Origin of the sequence: Campylobacter concisus, from assembly GCF_902460535.1 — a bacterium.
Classification (GTDB): Bacteria; Campylobacterota; Campylobacteria; order Campylobacterales; family Campylobacteraceae; genus Campylobacter_A; species Campylobacter_A concisus_AS.
The window spans coordinates 95,652-118,038 of the sequence record NZ_CABPTV010000004.1 but is presented as its reverse complement, the minus strand read 5'-3'; the positions used below and the strand labels follow the sequence as shown (position 1 = coordinate 118,038).

General features: G+C 40.9%; 24 protein-coding genes. 6 read left to right on the top strand and 18 right to left on the bottom strand.

Annotation, left to right across the window (positions count from 1 at the left end; all coding sequences use genetic code 11):
* Positions 1 to 129 precede the first annotated feature (129 nt).
* From FZ945_RS10125 to dnaG, 9 genes are all read right to left on the bottom strand, one after another.
* Positions 130 to 264: a type II toxin-antitoxin system RelE family toxin gene (locus FZ945_RS10125; protein WP_262367155.1), complete on the bottom strand. Its 135-nt coding sequence runs from the start codon at positions 262 to 264 to the stop codon at positions 130 to 132.
* 112 nt (positions 265 to 376) lie between these two features.
* The gene (locus FZ945_RS04420) at positions 377 to 1,951 is read right to left on the bottom strand and encodes a retention module-containing protein (protein ID WP_148802787.1); all 1,575 of its coding nucleotides are present in this window, start codon (positions 1,949 to 1,951) and stop codon (positions 377 to 379) included.
* Positions 1,952 to 2,141: 190 nt separating this feature from the next.
* A complete protein-coding gene (locus tag FZ945_RS04415) occupies positions 2,142 to 3,131 on the bottom strand; it encodes an argininosuccinate synthase domain-containing protein (protein WP_148802784.1) in 990 nt (329 codons plus the stop codon).
* Between the two features lie 59 nt (positions 3,132 to 3,190).
* A complete protein-coding gene (gene pepT, locus FZ945_RS04410) occupies positions 3,191 to 4,414 on the bottom strand; it encodes a peptidase T (protein ID WP_148802781.1) in 1,224 nt (407 codons plus the stop codon).
* A 9-nt stretch (positions 4,415 to 4,423) separates the two neighbouring features.
* Positions 4,424 to 5,734: a C4-dicarboxylate transporter DcuC gene (gene dcuC, locus FZ945_RS04405; RefSeq protein ID WP_148802778.1), complete on the bottom strand. Its 1,311-nt coding sequence runs from the start codon at positions 5,732 to 5,734 to the stop codon at positions 4,424 to 4,426.
* A gap of 14 nt (positions 5,735 to 5,748) precedes the next feature.
* Positions 5,749 to 6,447, bottom strand: a complete 699-nt coding sequence (gene pepE, locus FZ945_RS04400) for a dipeptidase PepE (RefSeq protein WP_148802775.1) — start codon at positions 6,445 to 6,447, stop codon at positions 5,749 to 5,751.
* Positions 6,444 to 7,763 carry an amidohydrolase gene (locus tag FZ945_RS04395; protein ID WP_148802773.1) on the bottom strand — a complete coding sequence of 440 codons (1,320 nt, stop codon included), beginning with the start codon at positions 7,761 to 7,763 and terminating at the stop codon, positions 6,444 to 6,446. The genes pepE and FZ945_RS04395 overlap by 4 nt, the downstream gene beginning before the upstream one ends.
* A 2-nt stretch (positions 7,764 to 7,765) precedes the next feature.
* Positions 7,766 to 9,004 carry a M20 family metallo-hydrolase gene (locus FZ945_RS04390; RefSeq protein WP_148802770.1) on the bottom strand — a complete coding sequence of 413 codons (1,239 nt, stop codon included), beginning with the start codon at positions 9,002 to 9,004 and terminating at the stop codon, positions 7,766 to 7,768.
* 98 nt (positions 9,005 to 9,102) lie between these two features.
* A complete protein-coding gene (dnaG, locus tag FZ945_RS04385) occupies positions 9,103 to 10,815 on the bottom strand; it encodes a DNA primase (protein ID WP_187424168.1) in 1,713 nt (570 codons plus the stop codon).
* A gap of 61 nt (positions 10,816 to 10,876) precedes the next feature.
* Here dnaG and FZ945_RS04380 point away from each other — a divergent pair, with 61 nt between their 5' ends.
* Genes FZ945_RS04380 through aroC form a run of 4 tightly spaced genes read left to right on the top strand, consistent with a single transcriptional unit; the run spans position 10,877 to position 14,058 of the window.
* Positions 10,877 to 11,902 (top strand): tetratricopeptide repeat protein, encoded by a 1,026-nt coding sequence (locus FZ945_RS04380; RefSeq protein ID WP_148802764.1) that lies wholly within the window; start codon positions 10,877 to 10,879, stop codon positions 11,900 to 11,902.
* Positions 11,880 to 12,314, top strand: coding sequence for a ribonuclease HI (rnhA, locus tag FZ945_RS04375; protein WP_148802761.1), 435 nt, complete (start codon positions 11,880 to 11,882; stop codon positions 12,312 to 12,314). The genes FZ945_RS04380 and rnhA overlap by 23 nt, the downstream gene beginning before the upstream one ends.
* Entirely contained in the window at positions 12,311 to 12,982 is a 672-nt protein-coding gene (rnc, locus tag FZ945_RS04370; RefSeq protein ID WP_148802758.1) for a ribonuclease III, read from the top strand. The genes rnhA and rnc overlap by 4 nt, the downstream gene beginning before the upstream one ends.
* 8 nt (positions 12,983 to 12,990) lie before the next feature.
* Positions 12,991 to 14,058 (top strand): chorismate synthase, encoded by a 1,068-nt coding sequence (aroC, locus tag FZ945_RS04365; RefSeq protein WP_148802756.1) that lies wholly within the window; start codon positions 12,991 to 12,993, stop codon positions 14,056 to 14,058.
* A gap of 126 nt (positions 14,059 to 14,184) precedes the next feature.
* On the opposite strand, the gene FZ945_RS10120 is transcribed toward aroC, so the two are convergent.
* The gene (locus FZ945_RS10120; RefSeq protein WP_262367154.1) at positions 14,185 to 14,361 is read right to left on the bottom strand and encodes a hypothetical protein; all 177 of its coding nucleotides are present in this window, start codon (positions 14,359 to 14,361) and stop codon (positions 14,185 to 14,187) included.
* 268 nt (positions 14,362 to 14,629) lie between these two features.
* Here FZ945_RS10120 and FZ945_RS04355 point away from each other — a divergent pair, with 268 nt between their 5' ends.
* Both FZ945_RS04355 and FZ945_RS04350 read left to right on the top strand, forming a co-directional pair.
* On the top strand, positions 14,630 to 15,898 hold the full coding sequence (locus FZ945_RS04355; protein ID WP_148802753.1) for a Y-family DNA polymerase: 1,269 nt from the start codon (positions 14,630 to 14,632) through the stop codon (positions 15,896 to 15,898).
* Complete coding sequence (locus FZ945_RS04350) at positions 15,888 to 16,241, top strand: YolD-like family protein (RefSeq protein ID WP_262367153.1); 354 nt, start codon at positions 15,888 to 15,890, stop codon at positions 16,239 to 16,241. The genes FZ945_RS04355 and FZ945_RS04350 overlap by 11 nt, the downstream gene beginning before the upstream one ends.
* Before the next feature lie 290 nt (positions 16,242 to 16,531).
* Here FZ945_RS04350 and FZ945_RS04345 read toward each other — a convergent pair whose 3' ends face one another.
* From FZ945_RS04345 to FZ945_RS04310, 8 genes are all read right to left on the bottom strand, one after another.
* Positions 16,532 to 16,774 carry a helix-hairpin-helix domain-containing protein gene (locus FZ945_RS04345; RefSeq protein WP_148802750.1) on the bottom strand — a complete coding sequence of 81 codons (243 nt, stop codon included), beginning with the start codon at positions 16,772 to 16,774 and terminating at the stop codon, positions 16,532 to 16,534.
* A 203-nt stretch (positions 16,775 to 16,977) separates the two neighbouring features.
* Positions 16,978 to 17,658, bottom strand: a complete 681-nt coding sequence (pyrF, locus tag FZ945_RS04340; protein ID WP_148802747.1) for an orotidine-5'-phosphate decarboxylase — start codon at positions 17,656 to 17,658, stop codon at positions 16,978 to 16,980.
* Entirely contained in the window at positions 17,655 to 18,050 is a 396-nt protein-coding gene (gene nusB / locus FZ945_RS04335) for a transcription antitermination factor NusB (protein WP_148802744.1), read from the bottom strand. Before nusB ends, pyrF begins: the two co-directional genes overlap by 4 nt.
* Before the next feature lies 1 nt (position 18,051).
* Positions 18,052 to 18,522 carry a 6,7-dimethyl-8-ribityllumazine synthase gene (ribH, locus tag FZ945_RS04330; protein ID WP_103558932.1) on the bottom strand — a complete coding sequence of 157 codons (471 nt, stop codon included), beginning with the start codon at positions 18,520 to 18,522 and terminating at the stop codon, positions 18,052 to 18,054.
* Between the two features lie 52 nt (positions 18,523 to 18,574).
* Positions 18,575 to 21,007 carry a TonB-dependent hemoglobin/transferrin/lactoferrin family receptor gene (locus tag FZ945_RS04325; protein WP_148802742.1) on the bottom strand — a complete coding sequence of 811 codons (2,433 nt, stop codon included), beginning with the start codon at positions 21,005 to 21,007 and terminating at the stop codon, positions 18,575 to 18,577.
* Positions 21,008 to 21,206: 199 nt separating this feature from the next.
* A complete protein-coding gene (locus tag FZ945_RS04320) occupies positions 21,207 to 21,530 on the bottom strand; it encodes a DMT family transporter (protein WP_148802738.1) in 324 nt (107 codons plus the stop codon).
* Positions 21,527 to 21,856 (bottom strand): DMT family transporter, encoded by a 330-nt coding sequence (locus FZ945_RS04315; protein ID WP_148802735.1) that lies wholly within the window; start codon positions 21,854 to 21,856, stop codon positions 21,527 to 21,529. Before FZ945_RS04315 ends, FZ945_RS04320 begins: the two co-directional genes overlap by 4 nt.
* A gap of 5 nt (positions 21,857 to 21,861) precedes the next feature.
* Positions 21,862 to 22,380 carry a hypothetical protein gene (locus tag FZ945_RS04310; protein WP_148802733.1) on the bottom strand — a complete coding sequence of 173 codons (519 nt, stop codon included), beginning with the start codon at positions 22,378 to 22,380 and terminating at the stop codon, positions 21,862 to 21,864.
* Between the last annotated feature and the right edge of the window lie 7 nt (positions 22,381 to 22,387).

Sequence of the window (22,387 nt, the reverse complement as noted above, 5' to 3'; positions counted from 1 at the left end):
ATCATCATAGATCTAAATAAAACAGCAATATAGATACTACTAGAGCTAACTGATCACAATTGTGATAAAGTTGTTATAAAGTATCTTAAATAGGCAAAGAAAGAGATCATGTTATTTATGATAAAAAATTTAATAGGAAATAGTTTTTAAATTTTTTGGATTTGCAACATAGTTGTGAATTTGAATAGTAAATATTTTAAATTTTTTATCTAGCTTTTGCCACTCTTTTAAAGCACCTGGTAGAAATTCTAACTCATAGCTCATCTAAGCTTACTTTTACTGGTTTTTCGCCACTTGTATAAATCTAAATTTGTGTCAAATAATAATTTTTTAAATAATAAGAAATAGCGAAGAGAAAAACTCTTCGCATAATTGATTATAGGTGATCTTCTGGTGCGGTTGTTGGCATAAAGAATGTAGTCGGAGTAAGATCAAGTGTCTCACCTGATGGATTGGTAGCTTTTGCCTCTACTGTGTGGTAGTCAAGCATAGAGTCTTTATAATCAACTTTTGCCTCTACGCTCCATCTACCATTCTCGTCAGCTCTTGTTGTTAAAACTTCCTGTATATCGACTGGAGTCCTTTGATTAGTCATAAAGTCAAAGCCATGATGTTTAACAACTAATGTTATCTCAGCATTTGCTTTTGCTGTGCCCTCAAATGTTGGCTTTCTATCCCCCTCAACAGGTCTATAAACAGGACTATAATCGCCTTGCACTTCTGTTAGATCACTAAATTCATCATCATATATGCGCTCTATTGAGAATGCACCATTTTTTGGTGTATAGTTTTTAGGTAATTTTGTAAAACTTTCATTACCAGCAGGGTCAAATACCTGTGTTGTGAAAGAGTATTCGCCAGGTGTAAAGTGCTCTGGGAAGCCATCACCCATTGTAGATTTATCTACTGTAAAGTTACCATTATCGTCAGCTTTTACCTTGCCTTCAAAAACTGTATGCGTTCCACTATCTTCTATTTTGCCTATTTTTACATTTATTTCAGAATTTGGCTCAGTCTTACCACTCATTGATGGTTCAGGATCACCATCACTCATAGCAACTACACCTTTTCTTATAACGTTTGGCGGTAGCTCTTTCCACTCTACTGATGGAGCTATTGTATCTACTTTAATCTCAGCTGGCTCACTATTAGGACTTCTCTCTCCGTCCTCTACAGCTACAGCATTAAATTTATGCTCACCTTCAGAGAAATTAACAGGTGTTCTAAATTCCCATTCGCCATTATTATCAGCAGTAGTCTCACCTACTTTATTGCCATTGTCATAGATTTCAACTAGCATTCCAGCCTCTGCTGTTCCTTTAATCACTGGAGCGTTATCATTTGTCCAATCACCTTTTACATCAGCCACAAACTTACCGCCATATTTATGATCTACAATTTCAGTAATTGTTGGAGCTGGAATACGACTAGTTGGATATATCGCATCAATAGCAGCTGCAAGGTTGTCAAGTGTAACTGCACCACCTACGCCTGTTTGAACTGGGGCATTTGCGCTTGCTTGAGATGAGAGGTTATTAAAATTCGCATTTATATTTGAGTAGTGACCACCTTGTGCAAAGCTAGCAGCACCAAGACTTACGCCGTCACCTCCAGCGTTTCCACCTGCTTGGTTTCCACCAGCTGCAGTCTCTTCTAAAGCGTTAAGGTCTTGACCGCCTAAAATTGCTTTTTGAAGTGAATTTATATCTGCTGTTGTTTGAGAATTTTCACTAACGCTTTGGTCTAAATTTATCGAGTCTTTACCTATTAGGCTTATCTCTTTTCCATCTGCTTTTGCTATTACTACTTTTGCGTCAGTTGATTCAGTGACTATCTTTTCTCCTTGATATACTATGTCACCTACTTTTAATTCTCTGCTTTCGCCTGTTGGGCTTACAGTTTTTACGCTTCCTTGCGTTACATTTTTTACTACACCTATTTCCTTTGACATGTATCTCCCTTTTTAAATTTTTTCGTAAATTTAGCGATTTTGATAAAACATAGCTATTGTACTTCGGTACAAGTGTGACATATTTATGACTGGAATTTTTGTGAATTTAGAATTTTTGGGGGTTTGGTCTTGTTAGAAAATTTTGAATATTGCAAAGAAATTTAGATCAAATTCCTTTGCAAATTTGGATTTATTTTACAAAATACTCTTGCGCTAGCTTTTTATCTTCAGGTTTGATGATAAATTTCTCATTAGCGATGCTAACTTCAAATTCATTTTCTCTACTAGCTCTTGTATATGCTAGTGCGAGCCTTGCGGCAAGCTCTTTGTCGGCAATGCTAGCGTTTTTGCTTATGAAGCTAACAGCTCCCACGATGTCGTCACTCTCTTTAAATTTCACCTGCTCAAATTTATCATTTGGATATGCCAAAAGTGCGTTATTGTCGCTTTCGTCACGGCCTATTATCATTTTTGCACCCTCTGGCAAGCGCAAATGCCTGCCAAGCTTTAGCCACGTAACATCGATATCTCGCATCTCTTTATCAAATTTCAAATAGTCCTTTATCTTTACAGCAAAGCTCTCGATCGTTAGCAAACAGCCACCTCCAGGCGTTGCAAAGTCCTCAAAGCCAAATTCCTTTGCCAAAGCAAGTTGCGGCTTTCTATCGCGCCCGCTTATGTCAAGTAGCTTCTCTCTATCGACCCAGCCCTCGCGCTCTGGCTTAGTTGGTGGCAAGAGCTTAGCGCACATCGGACGAAGCACTAGATCATCCTCATCATCAGCTAAGCGCTTAACCTGAAAAAGTGCATCTCTGCGCTGGCTCATCGGCCTTTGACCCACGACTTCACCTGTGATTATAAAATTTGCATTTTCGCTTTTTAGCATATTAAGAGCGGTTTTAAACATATATCCGTGGCAGTCGATACAAGGGTTAAACTGCTTGCCGTAGCCGTATTTTGGGTTAAAAAGCACATCACGAAGATACTCGTTTCTCATATCAACCACCTTTAGGCTGGCCCCAGCCAAGGCTGCACGGCGCCTTAAAACTTCGTGCTTCTCCTCATCCACGCCAAATCCAGTATCCATATAAAGTGCGACCACTTCGATACCCTGATCGCTTATTATTTTCATAGAGAGCATGCTATCAAGCCCTCCGCTAAACAAAGCTAAAGCCTTCATTTTTGTCCTGAAAGTAAAATTTAAAGCCTAAATTTACTAAATCTAGGCTTTTATGAAGTTTATTTAGCAGCGTTAATTATGATTTTTTTAATGACTTCGCTTGCGGCTTTTAGGCTGCTAACTGGCAAGTACTCGAAGACGGAGTGAAAGTTATTTCCCCCTGTGAATAAATTTAGCGTTGGCACACCCTTTGCAGAGATCGCAGCACCGTCGTATCCGCCACGCATAGGCTTTATGTTTGGCGTGATATTTAGCTCGCTAAAGGCATCTTTTGCTAGTTTTATAGGCAGTGAGTTTTCGTCTTTTAAGAACTTAAAGACGTTTTCATAGCGTGTTTTTAGCGTGATCTCACAACGCTGCCCATAAATTTTGTTAAAAGAATTTGCCATATCACTTAAAAACTCAAGCCTTTTTTGAAATTTCGCCTCATCAAATTCTCTTATGTCGATCTTGAGCGTCGTTTTTGCGCTGTTTCCGCTAAGCTCTTTCACCCAGAAGTATCCCTCTTTGCCCTCGGTGCACTCTGGCACTTCGCCGCCTGGCAAGAGCGAGATAAATTTATGCGCTAAAAGTAGCGAATTTACAAGCTTGCCCTTTGCGTTCATCGGGTGGGCCGAAACGCCTTTAAAGACCATCGTGCAGTCAGCCGCGTTCCAGTTTTCATATATTAGCTCGCCTATCTCACAGCAGTCTAAGCAATAGCCAAAGTTGGCTCCAAGTAAATTTGCATCAAGTGCCTTTGCGCCAAGCAAGCCCTGCTCCTCATCAGGCACGAAGCAGATCACGATCTTGCCGTGCTTCACATTAGGATTTTGCATGAAAAAGCTAGCCATATTTACGATACTAGCGATCGCCGCCTTATCGTCAGCGCCAAGCAAACTAGTGCCGTCAGTCACGACTATGTCGTCACCAACGTATTTTTTAAGCTCTGGGTTGTCGCTAAATTTAAGGTAAATTCCCTGCTCTTCGTTTAGGCAGATGTCACCGCCTGTGTATTTTACTATCTTGGCTTTTGTGTCGTTTTTTTGCTCGCTACTTGTATCTAAGTGCGCAAAAAAGGCGATACTTGGCGCGTTTTCGCAGTTTGCAGGGATCTTTGCTATCAAGATGGCATTATCTTGCAAGATGACATCTTTTATGCCAAGCGAGCTAAGCTCATCTTTTATAAAAAGAGCCAGCTCATACTCGGTTGGATTAGAAGGCATGATGCCTTTTAATCCATTCTCTTTATTTGTCGTGGTGTTAAATTTCGTATAGTTTATAAATCTCTCTACGATATCCATCTTTCATCCTTAGATGACAAAAAATGCGATAACCACAACCGAGAGAAACATGCCTGTAAATGTCCTTTTTGCAAGCTCGACTGGGCTAACCATAGCAATACCAGCACAAACGATAGCAGCACCAGCGATCGGAGAAGCTGAACGTCCAAGTGAGCCAGCGATGGCTGCAGCCATACCAAGCTTATCTTGCTCAAAGCCAAGAGCAGCAGCGTTTGTTGTGACAGCTTCGTTAAACGCAAATGTAGCAGCGTCGCCTGAGCCTGTAACTATACCCATGATAAATGGCACAAATGTTCCGCCAAATTTAACATAGCTTTGATCTGTTTTTAACCATGCGATGACCACATCAACAGCTCCGCACGCCTTTAGACCTGCAACAAAGACGCCAGCTGCGATGATGATACCGATAACATCAGCGTAAGCGTGACCCATGCCATTAAAGAACTCTTTTGTGATCTTTTGTGGGTTTGTAAGAGTAGCAAAGATAGCTATGATAGCACCAAGTATCATCGCCTCAGCAACGCCCATCTTTGTCCATGCCAAAAAGCTATAGTCTTTTGCTAGGCTAGTTCCGCCGATAACCAAGATGACAAGTGGGACAAGCGGCATAAGCGCGTAGATTAAATTTACTTTGAAATTTGACTTCTCTTCGCTAGCTGCGCCATTTTCAAGAGTGAAATTTGTACCTTTTTGATAGTCTTTAAAAAGTATTGCAACGATAGTTAGCATGACAACTACGATAGCAAGAGCTGTAAATGCGCTAGGAATTTGCACTTTTATGACGTCTTGGACTGTGTAGTTTGCAACTGTCTTTTTAACAAGATCAGCCACGTATACGTTGTGTGCAGAGCCTGGGCTTAAGACTGAGCCAAATGTACCAGCAAAAACAGCCGCACCAGCCATCGCAGGGCGAACGCCTGAAGCCATTAGAAGTGGTATAAGTGTCGCACCAACAGCAGCCGAGCAGCCAGCAGCTGAAGGGATAGCGATATTTATAAAGTAAGTTAGCACGGTTGTTGCAGGGATCAAGATAAATCCCACGTTTTTAAGTGGCTTTGTAAGAAGCGCAACAAGGTGTTTATCGCACATTGTGTATTTCATAACAAACGCAAAACCCATACTGGCACATATAGCCTTTATAAGCCCTGCTTTTGTCATATAGTCAGTAAAAGCACTTAGTGCGCCCATCGGTTTTAGTGCGATTATACAAAGCACCAGACCAACACCTATTAGCACTGTTCTTGTCTCTTTTTTTAAGACTAGAAGTGCCACAACTGCAACGATGCCAAGAATGGCAGCGATTAGCTTGAATGAATCCATACCTCTCTCCTTGTTTAGATTTTAAATTTAGTTCCAACTTCTATTTTTTCTATCTCTTTTTGATACTCAAATTTTAAAATTTCACTATGTCCTATGACCTCAGCCTCGTCGCCCTTTATAAGTAGAGCCGTGCCCTCTGGCAAAGCATAGATAGTATCTTTTGGATTTGCTATTAAAAATTCCTCCAACCTCTCCTCCCTGCTCTCGCCGTTATGACCTGCTAGTTTGCCACTTATAAAGTGCGGGTTGATCTGATATGGGAAGATATTTAAGCTATCAAAGGACTTTGGCATAATGATAGGCATATCATTTGTCGTCATCATCGTCTTGCCAGCGATATTTGCGCCAGCTGACCAGCCAAAGTACTTTACGCCATTTGCCACAGCTTCTTTTATAGGCTCAATTAAATTTAGCTTATAAAGCGTGTAAAGCAGCATAAAGGTATTGCCACCGCCAACTGCGATACTGCTGGCATTTTTGATAGCTGAAATTTTATCCTCGTAGTGGTGGATCGACTTTATATTTTTATTTTTTAGGCGGTCGATCACCTTTTGCTCGTATTCGTCATTTGTTCGCCTAACTCCAGCATAAGGGATAAATAAAATTTCCTCCTTGCCGCTCTCGCCCAAGAAGTCCTTAACCCAGTTTTTGCAGTGTCTCAAGTAGCCAGTATCTTGGTAGCTTGAAGCGCTGATTAGTAAAGCATTTTTCATTTTTTAGCTCCGTTTAGTTTGTAAGCAGCCCTTAGATAGATATCAACCCCAGCGACCAAGCACTCCTCGTCAAAGTCAAATTTGCTGTTGTGATGTCCTGCTTTTAAATTTGTGCCGATCATCATATAGCCGCTCTTTGCGCCCCTATCTTGCAAAGCTCTCATAAAGTGAGCGAAGTCCTCGCAAGCGCCAAAGTCAAGCTCTTTAACGATCTTATCATCATCTATAAATGGACTTTGCTTTGCTGCTTCATAGAAAATTTCAGTCACCTCTTTGTCGCTATTTGCCCCGCTTGTGCCCCCAGTCATCACGACCTTGCTCTCAACGCCGTAAATTTCACTCACACCTTTTACGATATCCATACATTTTTTATACATAAACTCATTTAAATTTGTATCCTCACCCCTTGTTTCGCAGGCTAGATAGCCGTTTGGTGCTATGACGTTTCTGCCCTCACCTGCTCTTAAAACGCCTACATTTATCCTAGTCACACCCTTTGCGTGCCTTGTGATGCCATGCATATTTAAAGCCATTTGAGCAGCGGCTAAAAGGGCATTTGCTCCCTCCTCTGGCGCTCCTGCTGCGTGAGCTGAACGACCAGTGATATGCACGTCAAATTTAGATGTTGCAAGCAATTTATTTGTGCCACAAACTATGCCCCCATTTGTTTCTGCTTGAAAGCCGATGTGTCCGCCAAGCAGGTACTCGATGCCCTCAAGTACGCCAGCAGCCTCCATAGCCACGGCGCCCCTTGTGCCCTCTTCTGCTGTTTGAAATATAAATTTAAATTTGCCGTTAAAATCGTCTAAATTTTTAGCGATCAGCTTTGCAAGTGCTAGACCCATCGCCATGTGTCCATCGTGCCCACAAGCGTGCGTGATACCAGCGATATCTGAGCCAAAGCCCTCTTTACAAGGTCTATGAGCAGCCTCTGCGCTCTCTGTCACATCTACGCTATCGATGTCAAATCTAAAAGCGCTAAATTTACCAGGTCTTTTTGTGTCGATGAAGGCTGTTAGCCCAGTTAGGCCATCTTTCATGCATTCAAGGTATTTTGCCTCTTCGGGACTTAAAAGCGTTTTTGCTCGCTCGATCGCCTTTTGGCACTGCTCTTTGCTGCCAACGCCAAGCCTCGCATCGCTCTTTACGACCTCTTCGCCAAGCTTCACCTCATATCCTAGCTCGCTAAGCCTTTTTGCCAAAACCGCAGTCGTAAAAAAGGTAAACCAGCCAGTTTCTGGATGCGAGTGAAAGTATCTGCGATCTTTGATCATATCCTCTTTTAAAGATAGTGCTAAATTTGCTATTTTATCCATGACTACTCCTCGTTTGAAAGTCTTATTAGTGCGTTTGATAAAATTTTAGTTGCTGTTACGGCATCTTTGAAATTTATCGCCTCTGCGATGTTGTGACTGATACCATCAACGCAAGGGATAAAGAGCATGCCAACGCTACTTGCAAGCTTGGCTAAATTCATCGCGTCATGCCCTGCGCCACTTGGCAATGTAAGCGTTTCTACGCCAAGTTTTGCAGCTTCATCTTCGAGTAAATTTATGGCATGTTCGCTTAGTTTTACTGGCTCGTCGCTACTTAGCTCTCTTATCTCGTAGCTAAATTTTAGCTCGCAGCTTAGCTCTTTTATAAAATTTCTAAGCTCTAAATTTAGCTCATCAAGGCTTTTTTTATCGATATCTCTTAGATCAACGCCAAGCCTCGCCTCGCCTGGCACGACATTTAACACGCCTGGTTTTGCATGTACGTATCCAACGGTCGCGACGGCTGTTTTTTTGCTTTTAGCAAATTTATTTGCGGCGATTATGATGTGTGAAGCAGCAAGCAGGGCGTCACTACGCATATTCATCGGAGTTGCGCCGCTGTGATCAGCTTTGCCCTGTATTGTAATCTCAAATCTAATTGGAGCTGCGATACCACTTACCACGCCAACGCTTATGCCGCTTCGCTCAAGCACTGGGCCTTGCTCGATGTGAAGCTCGAGGTAGGCGTGTAGGGAGTTTTCTTTTAGGATGGCTTCATCTAAATTTTGCGGTTTAAACCCAGCCGCACTCATCGCCTCAAAAAGTGAAATTCCATCTTCATCTTTTAGCTCATGAAGCCTTTGCTGGCTTAGTTTGCCGCTTATTATCTTGCTGCCGATAGTCGCTGTCTTAAAGCGGCTTGACTCCTCACAGCTAAAATTTATGAGCCAAAGCGGGCGCTTTAGCTTGATGCCAGCCTCTTTTATCGCAGTTAGTGCCTCAAGACCAGCCATAACGCCAAGTGTGCCATCATAAAAGCCGCCATTTGGCACGCTATCTATGTGAGAGCCCACGCAAACTGGCTTCGCGTCCGCTTTACAGCCCTCATCATAGATAGCGAAGATGTTGCCGACATTGTCAATTTTAAGTTTAAAGCCATTTTTTTCTATCAAATTCTTAAGAAATTCTCTTGCTTCGAGGTCCTCTTTGCTAAAGGCTAGCCTTGTTAGCCCACCACCTTTTAGCGCTCCAAATTCGCTTATAGCGTTAAAATTTCTCTCAAATCTTTTAGCGTCTATCATCATAAATCCTTAAAATATAAAGCCAATCTTAAAAAGATTTATTACTTTAAGCATTTTACATTTTGTTTTATGATTTGAAGCTGAAAAAGTGTGAGTTTTTAAATTTTATAAAGCTGAGTCTTGAGATCTTTGATGATAAATAGCAGTTTTTCTAAAATTTCTATCTTTTTTGGATTGTCAGAGCCTTTTAAAATTTGCTGTTCATTCTCATAAAAGGCGATTTGCATATTTAAAATAGCCTTTTGCAAAGTAGTTGGGTCGGTGATCTCATGGATCTTTTCGTCCATTAAAATTTCTCTAACCATCTCCTCATCGCTCACGTCGTATCTATAAAGGATGGCATTTAGATACTCAGGATGCTTTATAAAGTATCTAGCCCCAAGCTTTGAGAGTATTTCATCTCTGTAGTTTGGGTTATTTAGCATGGTTTTAAAAAGAGCAAACTCGAGTGGGTCTTTGTTCATCACAGCTGGCACCTCATCTACCATGACAGAGTTGCTAAATTCATCTTTATCTTTTTTTCTAAACTCTTTTTTAAATTTATATTCATTTTTTGGCTTCTGCTTTAGCCCAAACCTATCTGCCACGCTTTGTGGAGTTAGGTTAAATCTTGCCGCTACCTCTGTTACATACGAACTTGCTATCTCCTCTCCAAGCTCGTCCATATAGGCTTTTATCTCGCTTAGGCAGTTATCTCTTTGCATTGAGCGCGCGATGTCATACTTTTGCATGATCTTTTCTATATAAAATTTCACTGCATCCTCGCCAGAGCCAAAGAGCTCATTAAGCTCCTTTATCTTGCCTGCAAAGACCATATCAGCAGGATCTGCGCCGTTACTTATGATGACTACTTTTGTATCTATCTTATTTATGCTTAGCAGGTGAGCCGACTTTATGGCTGCATTTATGCCAGCGCCATCACCGTCAAAGCAAAGCACTACGCTTATCTCGCCCCTTTTTAAAAGCGGTAAGTGGCTTGTAGTAAGTGCTGTGCCAAGCACAGCAACAGCATTTGTAAAGCCAGCGTAGTGAAGCATGATGACGTCAAGATAGCCCTCAGTGATTATTATCTGATTTTTCTCAAAGATACTTTGTCTAGCAAGGTGGTAGCCATAGAGCAGCTTTGACTTATCAAATACCCCGCTTTGGGGAGAATTTAAATATTTTGCAGGGTGATCTGAGATCGTCCTACCGCCAAAACCAACTAGCCTTGTGGTATGCGAGTATATAGGAAATGTTATGCGCTCGATGAAACTAGCGTAAATTCCCTTCTCGTTTTGCTTTACGATGCCAACTTCAAGTGCCTCTTTTGGCTCTATGTTTTCATTTTGCAAAAGCCTAATGGTACTTTTACTATCCCCAGCCCAGCCAAGCTCAAATTTCTCGATCATCGCGTCATTTATACCGCGCGACTTGATATATCTAATGGCTGCTTCGTTTTTGTAAAACTCACTTCTATAAAAGGCATTTACCTTTTCTAAAATGTGCTTATTTTCTTTTTGCGTTGGGATTTTGTCATTTGTGTATTCAAGGCTAAAGTTTGAAATTTGAGCGATCTTTTCTATCGCCTCTGGGTAGGTAAGCTTTTCATAATCCATCACAAATTTAACCGCATCTCCGCCAGCCTTGCAGGCAAAGCAGTGATACATCTGTTTGTTTTGATTTATACTCATGCTTGGGTTTTTGTCGTCGTGAAACGGACAGACGCACTTGTAGCTTGAGCCCATCTTTTTAACAGGGATATACTGCTCGATGATATTAACAATGTCTATTTGGTTTTTTAATTTTTCAATGGATTTTGGATCTATCATAAGCAAAATTATACAACTGCTTTGTTATAATTAAAGTAAAATTTTATTACAAAGTGTTAGCGTGGATATTTTTTTCATTGGACACAGAGATCCGATATTTAGCCTTATTATTCTATTTAGTATCATCTTGATGATCGCCGCTTTAAGCTATGCTTGGGGCATATTTTCTAGCAAAGATGAGAAAAAGCGTATCGAAAAATTTATAAAGAAATTTGACAGCAAAGATGGCATAAGCGACGAGCACAAGCAGATGCTAAAAAGCCCAGAAGTAGATATACCAAGCCTTAGCATGCTAGGTCAGACCTTTGCTAAAAATGGCGACTTTGAAAAATCGATCGGCGTCTATCTCATCGCACTTGAAAAGGTAAAAGATAAAAACGAAAAAGAATTTATCCTAAACGAGCTTGGAGAGGTCTATTTTAAGGCTGGATTTTTAAAAAAAGCTAGCGAAATCTTTGAAAAAGCGCTCGAGCTAAGCCCTAGAAACGTCCTCGCACTGCGCTTTTTAACAATGATAGATGAGAAGCTTAAAAACTATAAAGAAGCGCTTTATGCACTAAATTCTCTTGAAGAGCTTGGGACAAATGTGAAAGATCAAAAAGCCTATATAAAGGCGATTAGCACGCTTGATGATAGAAATTTAAGCTTTAGCGAAAAGGTGGAAATTCTCTCGCATCTTAGCCAAAATTTTGAGCTTTTAAAGCGCATGATCTTAGCACTTTTCATAAGACATAATGAAAATTTAGAAAATTTAAAAGATTTTGCCAAATTTGAAGATGTGCTGGACCTGCTTTACAACCTAAAAACGCCTATAAATTTAAGCGATCCAAAATACAAATCACTCTTTTACGCAAAGGGCGACATCGAAGGGCCTTGTGAAATTTACGGCTTTGAGCTAAATGTCATAAAAAGGCTAAAAGATGCTAAATTTGACGCGGCTGGGCTAAGCTTTAACTACGTTTGCAAAAACTGCAAAAACTCATTTCCTATGCACTTTTACCGCTGTCCGGTCTGTCACGAGCTAGGAAGTGTCAAAATTTTATCCCACATCACAGAAAAATCAAGTGAAGATAGTAACACTTTTTAGTGATGGCTCGTGCCTTGGAAACCCTGGAGCTGGCGGCTGGGCTTACATTTTGAGATATAACGAAGCGCAGAAAAAAGCAAGTGGCGGCGAGGCATATACGACAAATAACCAAATGGAGCTAAAAGCTGCGATAATGGGGCTAAAAGCGCTAAAAGAGCCCTGCGAGGTAAGGCTAATAACCGATAGCTCATACGTGGCAAATAGCATAAATGAGTGGCTTGCAAACTGGCAAAAGAGAAATTTCAAAAATGTAAAAAATGTCGAGCTTTGGCAGGAGTATTTAGAAATTTCAAAGCCGCATAAAGTCATCGCTAGCTGGGTTAAGGGGCATGCTGGACACCCTGAAAACGAGGAGTGCGACCAGATGGCAAGAGACGAGGCATTAAAAATAAAAGATGAGAATAAGATATGAAAAATTTAGAAGAATTTGAACGTAATCTTGGCTATAAATTTAAAAAATCTGAGCTTTTAGAAGAGGCACTAACGCACAAGAGCACCAAGCAGGTGTTAAATAATGAGAGGCTCGAGTTTTTGGGTGATGCGGTGATGGATCTGCTCGTGGCTGAGTATCTTTTTAAAAAATTTAGCAAGATCGCAGAGGGCGATATGAGCAAACTTCGTGCCGCGCTTGTCAATGAAAAAAGCTTTGCAAATATGTCTAGGCGGCTAAAAATGGGCGAGTTTTTAAGGCTTAGCCAAGCTGAGGAAAACAACGGCGGTAGAGAGAAAGATAGCATCTTAAGTGACGCATTTGAAGCGGTGATGGGTGCTATCTACCTAGAGGCTGGACTTCTTAAAGTTAGAGAAATTTCGATCGCCTTGCTTGAGCTTTGCTATCCGCAGATCGACTTTGCGCACCTTGAAAAGGACTACAAAACCGCCCTTCAAGAGGTCACTCAAGCGACCCTTGGCGTCATACCAACATACGAGCTTATAGGCTCTTTTGGCCCTGATCATAAGAAAGAATTTGAGATAGCCTTGCTACTAAATGGCAAAGAAATTTCACGTGCCGTTGGAAGCTCCAAAAAGCAAGCCCAACAGCTCGCAGCAAAGATAGCGCTAGAAAAAATCAAAAAATAGGATAAATTTTGAATACTTTTGGCAAAAAACTAACCTTAACTAGCTTTGGCGAGAGCCATGGAGTGGCGATAGGCGGCGTGATAGACGGCCTGCCAGCTGGGCTAAAGATCGATGCAGACTTCATACAAAGCGAGCTTGACAGACGTCGCCCTGGACAAAGTAGCTTCACAACGGCAAGAGATGAGGCTGATAAGATAGAAATTTTTAGCGGCGTCTTTGATGGCATGAGCACTGGCGCACCGATAGGTTTTGCCATTTTTAACAACAACCAAAAGTCAAATGACTATGAAAATTTACGTGAAATTTTCCGCCCTGGCCATGCTGATCTAACATATTTTAAAAAATATGGCATTAGAGATCATAGAGGTGGCGGGCGTGCAAGTGCCAGAGAGACTGCGGTAAGGGTCGCTGGCGGGGCATTTGCGCAGCTACTTTTAAATGAGCTTAAGATAGAAGTTTTAAGCGGCGTGCTTGGCATAGGCAAGGTCATTAGTGACAAGGTTGATTTTGCTTTTGCGCAAAATTCGCAAATTTACGCCCTTGGCAACGAAGAGGCGATGAAAGAGGCGGTTAGCAAGGCTAGAAGCGAGCACGATAGCGTCGGAGCTGTGGTTTTAAGTGTCGCTAGAGGCGTGCCAGCTGGTCTTGGTGAGCCACTTTATGATAGGCTAGATAGTGCTCTAGCGGCGGCCTTAATGGGCATAAATGGCGTAAAGGCCGTAGAAGTCGGTGCTGGCGTAAATGTAAGCTCTATGCTTGGCTCAGCAAACAACGACGAGATGGACGAACTTGGCTTTTTAAGCAACAACGCTGGTGGCATACTTGGGGGCATAAGCAGTGGCGCTGAGATCGTGCTAAAGAGCCATTTTAAGCCGACACCTTCAATATTTAAAGAGCAAAAGACGCTAAATTTAGCTGGAGAGGCGGTGGATTTTGAGCTAAGAGGCAGGCATGATCCTTGCATAGGCATACGTGGTAGCGTCGTCGCAACCGCGATGATAAGGCTAGTTCTTGCTGATATGCTCTTACTAAATGCAAGCACGAAGCTTGAAAATTTAAAGAAAATTTACGGATAAATTTATTTACTAAATTTCAGTCAAGCATCGAGTTGAAAACAAGTCAAATTTAGCCTCCAAGCAAGGGCTCAATTTAGAAATTTACAGCGACCAGCTTGATCTCGCCTTTATATTTTTCTAAATTTCCTAATACCCTGCGTCCGCACTTGCTTGAGCGATGCAAGATGCGCCTTTGTCGAGAGTTAGGATATTGACGCAGCTATGATTGCAAAGGCTCTTTTCGCCTAGCACTTCAGGATCGTACCACGCACCCTCGCGGATGGCGATGACGCGCTCTTGGATGATGAGTGACAAGCGCACCAACTAAATTTCACTCCTATCTTAAATACTCTCACCACGTCGCCAGTTGCTATGCCTTCATTTACATTTATAAGCATCGGCTCTCTAGCACGCATCTTGGCGTAGTTTCTGATCACGGAGTTATTTAGCTGTGAGTGGGGGCGGTATCTTTGGTGCTGGGTCTTTGCACTCAAATTTAGCCTTTTTCTAAAAGATTTTTATTAAAATTTTAAGCCATTTCAAACAAAATTTTACAAACTAACTTTTACCAAATTTCATCTATAATCCCCTTATGAAAAACCAAAATTTACAAGAGAAAATTTACGCCGTTATCGACCTAAAGTCCTTTTACGCCTCGGTTGAGTGCGTAGAGCGCGGGCTTGATCCATTTAAGGCTGATCTTGTCGTAGCTGACGCTAGTCGTGGCAATGGTGGCATCTGCTTAGCTGTTAGCCCTGCGCTTCGTGCAAAAGGGGTGAAAAATCGCTGCAGGCTCTTTGAGATACCAAGAGATATCAAGTTTATCGCTGCACCGCCTAGAATGCAGTTTTACATCGACTATGCCGCCAAAATTTACGAGCTATACCTAAAATATGTCGCCAAAGAGGACATCTACGTCTATTCGATCGACGAGTGCTTTATCGACCTCACTTCTTACTTGAAATTTTACGCTCTTGGCGCAAAAGAGATGGCAAAGATGATGATGGATGAGATCTTAAAAACGACTGGCGTTACGGCGACTTGTGGCATGGGGACAAATTTATACCTCGCAAAGATCGCCCTTGATATACTAGCAAAGCACCAAGATGACGGCATCGCGTATCTTGACGAAGAGCTTTATAAAAAGCAGCTCTGGACGCACCAGCCACTAAGTGACTTTTGGCGTATCGGTAAGCAAACTAGACTAAAGCTCGAAAAATGCGGCATCTTTTGCATGAAAGATATCGCAAATGCGCCAAAAAGCCTGCTTGAAAAAATTTTTGGCGTCGATGCTTACATCACGATCGATCACGCAAACGGCATAGAGCCAACGACGATAGCCGATATAAAAGCCTATAAACCAAGCACGAAGTCCTACTTTAGCTCGGAAATTTTGCCCAGAGACTACGAGCGCTGCGAGGCGGTGATCGTGCTAAAAGAGATGGCTGACAGGCTCGCACTTAGGATGATAAACAAAGATGTAAGGGCAAGTGGGCTAACGATAAATGTGAGATTTGCCGATAAGCTTGAGCCACAGCAACGTGCAAGCATGCGGTTCAAAACGCCAACAAATATCTCAAGCGTATTGATGAGCGCGGCTGAGGAGCTGCTTTTAAACAAGATAAAAAATGCTGGACTAATCAGGCAAATAGGCATATCTGCAAACGACGTCGTGAAAGAAAATTTGGCAGAATTTAGCCTATTTGAAGATGATGCCAAAGAAAAAGCGGTGCTAAAATCACTAAATTTGATAAAAGAGAAATTTGGTAAAAACTCGATCCTACGCGCGATCGACCTGCTGCCAGAAGCGACTGGGCAGGACAGAAACAAAAAGATCGGAGGGCACAAAAGTGGCGAGTAAAGATAGAGCGAAAATTTTTAGCTCGTTTAATCCTCTCTCAACATTAGAGCGAGCCTTGCGCCAAAAAGAGCGAGAAAAATGCGAAAAACTAGAGCTTGATGAGAGCAAGGTCGATGAAATTTTAAAAAAGATAAGCGAGATAAAGATAGCTGATGAAGTGCGTGTGAGCTACCACGACGGCTTTACTTACGTAAGATCTGGCGGACTAGTCTCAGATGTAAATTTCAAAGATAAAATCCTCATGATCGTAAAAACTAAGATCAAATTTGAAGATATAAATGAGGTGGAGATAGTAAAGAAACGCGCGACTAGAAACGAAACATTAGATGGCTCATTTTTCTAGCTGCATTATTTTAAAGGTTTTTTAGAAACTGGGATTTTTCTTTTTGCAAAAGCATCGGTTGTGGATAGAAATTTATGAAAAAAGCTGATTAAATTTATAAATTTGCTTTTTAGCTTTATTTCATTTAGATGTCTAACTAGCATAACAAAAACTTGAGGTAACGTCAAACGCCTATCTGTTCCTTACTGCACTTAAAGGCTTTCTCTTGGCTTGTCTGTTTGATCTTTATAGATTAGAATTTAGGTCGCTCTATCAACAATAGGTCAAATTTAAAAACTAGCGCTAAAAATTTAATCCTTCCAAAGCCACCATTTTAACTTGGCTTTGTCTGGGCGCGGCGTATTTGCGTAGTAGCAAACCATGCGGTAAACGTAGAGGATACACCTATCGCTGCCACGTCCAAGCGCCTTTGTGCACTCATACATCTCATCTGGATCTGCTCCTTTTAGCGAAGCGATATCCTTGTAGCCAAGTACTAGCAGATCAGCCTGCGTCGCCTCGCCGACGTAGGGAATTTTCTTAAAATCGCTCAAATTTACCTCAAATTTCTTTTAAGCTCGTCACTTTAAATGAAATTTTAAATTTTATTCGTGCGCTTTGAGGCTCGCTAAATTTTATCTTGCTACTACGCTAAGTCGCCATCCAAGCTACTAACGAGGTGGCTTAATTTAAAATTTACTACGCGAAAAATCATGTTTAAAATGATTTTAGACCAAATTTTATGCAAGTTAGGGCGCTAAATTTGCTCCAAAATTCTCTCGCAAATTTCTCTTGGATTTGCGTTTTCATAGATCGGTCTACCAACAACGATAAAGTCGCTCGCTTCTTGCTTTGCGCTAATTAAATTTGCAACCCTCTTTTGATCACCAGCACTCTCGCCAAAAGGCCTAACTCCAGGGCAAAGCGTGATGAAATTTTGACTTGTCACGTCCTTTATGAGCTTGCTTTCAAAGACCGAGCAGACCATGCCGTCAAGCCCCGCTTCATAGCTCATCTGGCTAAATTTCCTAACCGAGCGCGAAAGCGTATCGTTATAAACCGCTTCAAATTCGCTCTCATTAAAGCTAGTTAGTGCCGATACCGCAAGCACTAAAGGGCGATTTTGTAGCGCATTAAGACGCTCCATTACAGTTTTCATTGCACGTACGCCAGCGCTTGCGTGCACGTTTATCATATCCACGCCTATCTTTGAGACGACCTCAGCAGCGTCTGCCATCGTGTTTGGGATGTCATAGAGCTTTAGATCGAGGAAGATTTTAAACTCCCCTACTCCCTTTAGCTCCTCTATAAATTTAGCTCCGTCTCTAAGGTAGCTTCTAAGCCCCACTTTTAGCCAAAGATTAAGCCCTTTTAGCTCACACACGAGGGCTAAATTTTCATCCTTGCTCGCCATATCAAGAGCGACGCAGAGCTTCATAGAGTGGCCTTTATCTTATCTAGCACGCCGTTTATAAATTTTGGCGCCTGATCACTTCCAAGCTCTTTTGCAAGCTCGATCGCCTCGTTTATGATGACGGCCTTATCTGTTTGGCTAAATTTCATCTCATAAAGTCCTAGCCTAAGGATAGCTAGCTCAGTTGCGCCAACCTTGCTAAAGTCGCCATCTTTTAGGTGTGGCTTTAAAATTTCATCTAGTTTTTCTTTATTTGCCAGCACCGCTTTAAATGTCTGCTGCGCCTCGTTTTTGCGCTCGTTTCTTATTTTTTTTTCTTCTAAAAATTCTTCTTCAAACTCAGCAGTTACGGGATTTATCTCATTTGAGTAAAGTAGCGAAACGATCGCTTGTCTGACCTGATGACGTGTGGCCATTTTACTCTCCTAGCTTTTTGTATAAATTTAGCATCTCTATAACGCCAGTCATCGCTTCAAAGCCCTTGTTTCCAGCCTTGCTGCCAGCACGCTCGATCGCTTGCTCGATGTTATCTACCGTTAGCACGCCAAATGTGACTGGCTTTGCGTATTTTAGCGTCACGTTTGCGATGCCTTTGGTGGTCTCTGCGCTTACGTAGTCAAAGTGCGGCGTTGCGCCTCTTATCACCGCTCCCACGCAGCAAACCGCGTCAAATTTACCGCTTGCAAGCACCTTTTCAAGCGCCATAGGTATCTCAAATGCGCCAGGGACTAGCACTAAAGTTAAATTTTTCTCGTCACCGCCGTGACGTAAAAATGCGTCTTTTGCGCCCTCTACTAAGCGGTCTGTGATGATGTGGTTAAACCTTGCGTTTATGATCGCTATCTTCTCATCGCCTTTTAAAGCTAAATTTCCTTCGATTATTTTCATTCACTTCTCCTTATATCTTGCGTAGTTTATCAAAATCTTATTTAAACTAAAGCTAATATCTAACCTCGAATGAAACGCTAAAATTTCTACCAGGAGCAGTATATCGCTCAAGTCCAGTACCATCAAATTTAACATAGCTTTGGTTGCCGTTATATCTAAGCTGTCTTAAATTCTCCCAAATAGAATACTCTTTGTTAAAAATATTAAACACCCCTGCATTTATGCTGAAATTTTTACTGATCTTATAGCCCATAGTTAGATCAAAAACAAAATAGCTTTTACTTAGAAATTTATGTGCTTCTGGCTGTGTTGTGCCAGTTACCTTACCTGTATCTCTATCAACAGTTATTTGAGAAAAATTTGGCGGTATTTTTGAAACTGCATCTTTTGCTTTTTTGGCTGCTACAAATTTACTAGTTAGCAAGAGATCAAATTTATTATCACTATACCCAAGTCCAGCTATTGCAGTAAACGGCTGAATAGCCATAAGTGAAGTCCCATCATTTTTTTTGCCACGTGCATAGGTCGCCTTTAAGCTTGCATATAAATTTTCATTTAAATTTAGCGCATCTCCATTTACACGCGAATTTAGTTCCAAACCTTTGACGGTGGCTCTACCAACATTTACATGTTTAAAATCGAGACTTTTTTTGCTGTATTTTTTTACAAAATCAGATATCAGAAAGTCAAATTCTTCCCTCTCATCAATACCAACCTCATAATCACTATCAATAAAATCTCTATATTTGGAGTAAAAAGCACTAAGAGCCAGCGCATAACTTTGACCTGATGATAATAAACTTACCTCATGATTAAAGGCTTTTTCTGGTTTTAGCTCTAAATTTCTAACATATCTTGTACTATCCCTTGGTGTATCAAAATACATCTCCTCCACTCTTGGCGCACGAAAACCGGTACTAAATGCGTAGCTAACACTCACATTGTTATTTATATCATACTGGGCTCCTGCATTGTAGGTAACGGCTTTAAATTTACTTTTTTGTAGCTCTGGTGTCGTGACCATTTTATATCCTGCACCAGAGGCAATATTTGCTTGCTCTGGTTTATAAACATATCTATCAAGCCTAACTCCATAGTTTAGACTTAAGGCTTCATTTAAGCTCATATCATCTCCCAGAAAAGCATATTCTAGAGTGCTTTTTACTGGCTGAGCAAAGGTTACGTCCGTTGCTTTAACCGGCTTGAAAGGATTTGCTGGATCTACGATAAAACCGCTACCGCCCCATTTTGTATTAAAACTTTGTCTAAGTTGTAAATTTCTATTTTTAAAGGTAGAGATGTGTCTGCCAAGACCAAAACTCAATATGTGAGAAAATTTACCTGCATTAATGTCGCCACTCATGCCGCTTATATCGAACTGTTTTTTGTCTTGAAAAAATTCATAGCTATCTTTTTGATCAAAACTTGAGTTGTATTGCATGTCGCTTGGATAGTTTGCATGATATCTCGTAAAATTTGACCTCTGCTGGACTCTTTGCTTATAAAAACTTACCTTTAAATTACTTAGCAAAGCATCATGGTCTGGCACAAACTCATAGTAAATTCCATATCTTTTGTAAGGGATGCTATCTCTTGTTTGCTTTCTATTAAGTGTTGCGATGCTATTACTCTTCTCTTCTGTAAAATAGTTTTGCCTAAAGTCTTCATAAGATGTGTTTATAAAATGCGAATCAAACCTATAGCCAAATTTCATCAAATTTGAGTGCGTGCGAAATCTCACGTCATCAGGCAAAATTCTACCAAAAGAGCAAAGATTTGGATATTTATCTTCCAAATACGAATCCTCTATGCTTGTTCCCATTCCACAAAATGGCACATCATCTAGCTTACCGCTGTAAAAATTCTTTGTCTGTTTGCCGCGCTTATACGTATGCTGAAACAGTGCTTCGATACCGCCTGCTTTTATGCCTGCACCTGCAACTTGCCTAAATTCACTATTTTTTGATGCGTATGCGCTTTTGCTATAAAAGCCAACATTTTGCCCATCCCTTACAAAATCATCAACATTTTTTGTCTGCATACTAACGCTACCACCGATCGCGCCACTACCTTTGTTTAACGAATTTGCACCTTTTACAAATTCTACACTGCTTATGTTTTCAAGCTCGGTGCTGTTTCGGTTGCCATTTAATATCCCTAAAATATTGTAAGAACGAGGCATAAAGCTCTCAACGGCTTCCATTCCGTCTATTTTTAAAGAAACCCTATCGCTATCTACACCTCGTATAGCATACCCATTATTTCCACTTCTACCGCCTTCTGTGACAGTTACGCCAGTTTCGTTTCGCACGAGATCTCGCTCGGAGAAAATTTGACCTTTTTTTAGCTCGCTTTTGCTAAGCTCTGTCTTTTTTGCTGAGATACCACTCGCACTTACCACAACACCTTCTAGCAGCATATCTTGTGATGAAAAGACAAAGCTGGACGCCACACCAGAGATAAACAAAATTCTACAAATTTGCACAATGTCTCCTTAAATTTGAAAAATAACTTGAAAGTGTAGTGTTATTTATATAAATTTATTTTGAATTTAAAAATCAATATTTTGTAAAAAATAATACTTATAGCTACTAGCATCTTAGAAAGTGAGTTTAAATAGTATTATTTTTAGAGTATGCAAGTGTATAAATTTGAAGTTATCTGTTTTTAAAAAATATATTTAATTATACGATCTTTAACATCACCACACTAAAGATGATGAGCGATAAAAAGAGAGCCTTTTCTAAATTTACCTTTTCGTTGTTAAATACCACCCCAACTAGCACCGCTCCAACAGCGCCTATGCCAGTCCAGATCGCATACGCCACCGACATAGCGATAGTTTGCATCGCATAGCTAAGTAGCGTTAGAGAAAGGGCAAAATTTCCAAGTAAAAGTATGAAATTTGCCCATTTTTTTACGCCTGTGCTTTTTGAAAATTTCGTGATAAAAAAGACGCCAGAGACCTCGCAACATCCAGCTAGTAAAAGCGCTAAAAAGTGGATCATTCTTTCATCCCTTTTAGCCCGAGCACGCCTAAAATGAGCGTCGCTATGAAAAATAGCCTAATGAAATTTGGCATAATCCCACTTGCTACGTAGTCGCTAACGATCTCAGCTATGACGATAAAAGCCGTCCCAAAACCCACAAATACGGCATAAGAGATGCTTACAGGCAGATACTTTAAAGCCTTCATAAACGAGACAAAACTTATGCTTACAAGCGTAGTCGTGAGCAAAAACTCGCCTAAATTTGACGCGTGCTTTAGCCCATACGCCCAGCCGCACTCAGCCACCGCACCTAGAAATATCCATAAAAAGCCTCTGTTTGACAAACTGTTTAAAACCCTTTTACTATCTCTAAAATTTTTCTCACCATGGCTTTTATCGCATCATTTTCTAAACTATCATCTGTATTTTGCCCAGCTATCGTCTTTAAATTTCCGAAAAAACCTGGATCATACATCAACTCATCTGTGTGATAATCTCTTAAAACCTCGCCATTTTTTAAAACTTCTATGCTAAGTATAAGAAAGATACCGCCAACTCTATCAGTTTTAACAAAGGTCGCCTCGCCTACAAATCCCCTGCGATGAGTTATCTTTATCTTTAGCTCATCGCTAGAATTTGGATCTAGCAAATTTGCCATCCTAAGCCCCTCTAAAATTTGCTCATTGTACTTTTTCTCGACCATTTTTGGGCTTTGGTAGAGAAATTTTGTCGGCTCATGGCGCTGCACATGAGTGTAGCTAATGCCCTCAAATTTATACTTGCCAGCAAGCGGTGGCAATTTTGGCTGAGATGAGCCGCAACCTACTAAAAACAACACTCCTAAAAGTAGTGCAAAAATCCTTCTCATAACTCTC

Excerpts from the sequence above, each read along its gene's own strand:
- FZ945_RS10125 (WP_262367155.1), bottom strand. The coding sequence starts at position 264 with ATGAGCTATGAGTTAGAATTTCTACCAGGTGCTTTAAAAGAGTGGCAA.
- FZ945_RS04420 (WP_148802787.1), bottom strand. The coding sequence starts at position 1,951 with ATGTCAAAGGAAATAGGTGTAGTAAAAAATGTAACGCAAGGAAGCGTA.
- FZ945_RS04415 (WP_148802784.1), bottom strand. The coding sequence starts at position 3,131 with ATGAAGGCTTTAGCTTTGTTTAGCGGAGGGCTTGATAGCATGCTCTCT.
- pepT (WP_148802781.1), bottom strand. The coding sequence starts at position 4,414 with ATGGATATCGTAGAGAGATTTATAAACTATACGAAATTTAACACCACG.
- dcuC (WP_148802778.1), bottom strand. The coding sequence starts at position 5,734 with ATGGATTCATTCAAGCTAATCGCTGCCATTCTTGGCATCGTTGCAGTT.
- pepE (WP_148802775.1), bottom strand. The coding sequence starts at position 6,447 with ATGAAAAATGCTTTACTAATCAGCGCTTCAAGCTACCAAGATACTGGC.
- FZ945_RS04395 (WP_148802773.1), bottom strand. The coding sequence starts at position 7,763 with ATGGATAAAATAGCAAATTTAGCACTATCTTTAAAAGAGGATATGATC.
- FZ945_RS04390 (WP_148802770.1), bottom strand. The coding sequence starts at position 9,004 with ATGATAGACGCTAAAAGATTTGAGAGAAATTTTAACGCTATAAGCGAA.
- dnaG (WP_187424168.1), bottom strand. The coding sequence starts at position 10,815 with ATGATAGATCCAAAATCCATTGAAAAATTAAAAAACCAAATAGACATT.
- rnc (WP_148802758.1), top strand. The coding sequence starts at position 12,311 with ATGAAAAATTTAGAAGAATTTGAACGTAATCTTGGCTATAAATTTAAA.
- FZ945_RS04355 (WP_148802753.1), top strand. The coding sequence starts at position 14,630 with ATGAAAAACCAAAATTTACAAGAGAAAATTTACGCCGTTATCGACCTA.
- pyrF (WP_148802747.1), bottom strand. The coding sequence starts at position 17,658 with ATGAAGCTCTGCGTCGCTCTTGATATGGCGAGCAAGGATGAAAATTTA.
- nusB (WP_148802744.1), bottom strand. The coding sequence starts at position 18,050 with ATGGCCACACGTCATCAGGTCAGACAAGCGATCGTTTCGCTACTTTAC.
- ribH (WP_103558932.1), bottom strand. The coding sequence starts at position 18,522 with ATGAAAATAATCGAAGGAAATTTAGCTTTAAAAGGCGATGAGAAGATA.
- FZ945_RS04320 (WP_148802738.1), bottom strand. The coding sequence starts at position 21,530 with ATGATCCACTTTTTAGCGCTTTTACTAGCTGGATGTTGCGAGGTCTCT.
- FZ945_RS04310 (WP_148802733.1), bottom strand. The coding sequence starts at position 22,380 with ATGAGAAGGATTTTTGCACTACTTTTAGGAGTGTTGTTTTTAGTAGGT.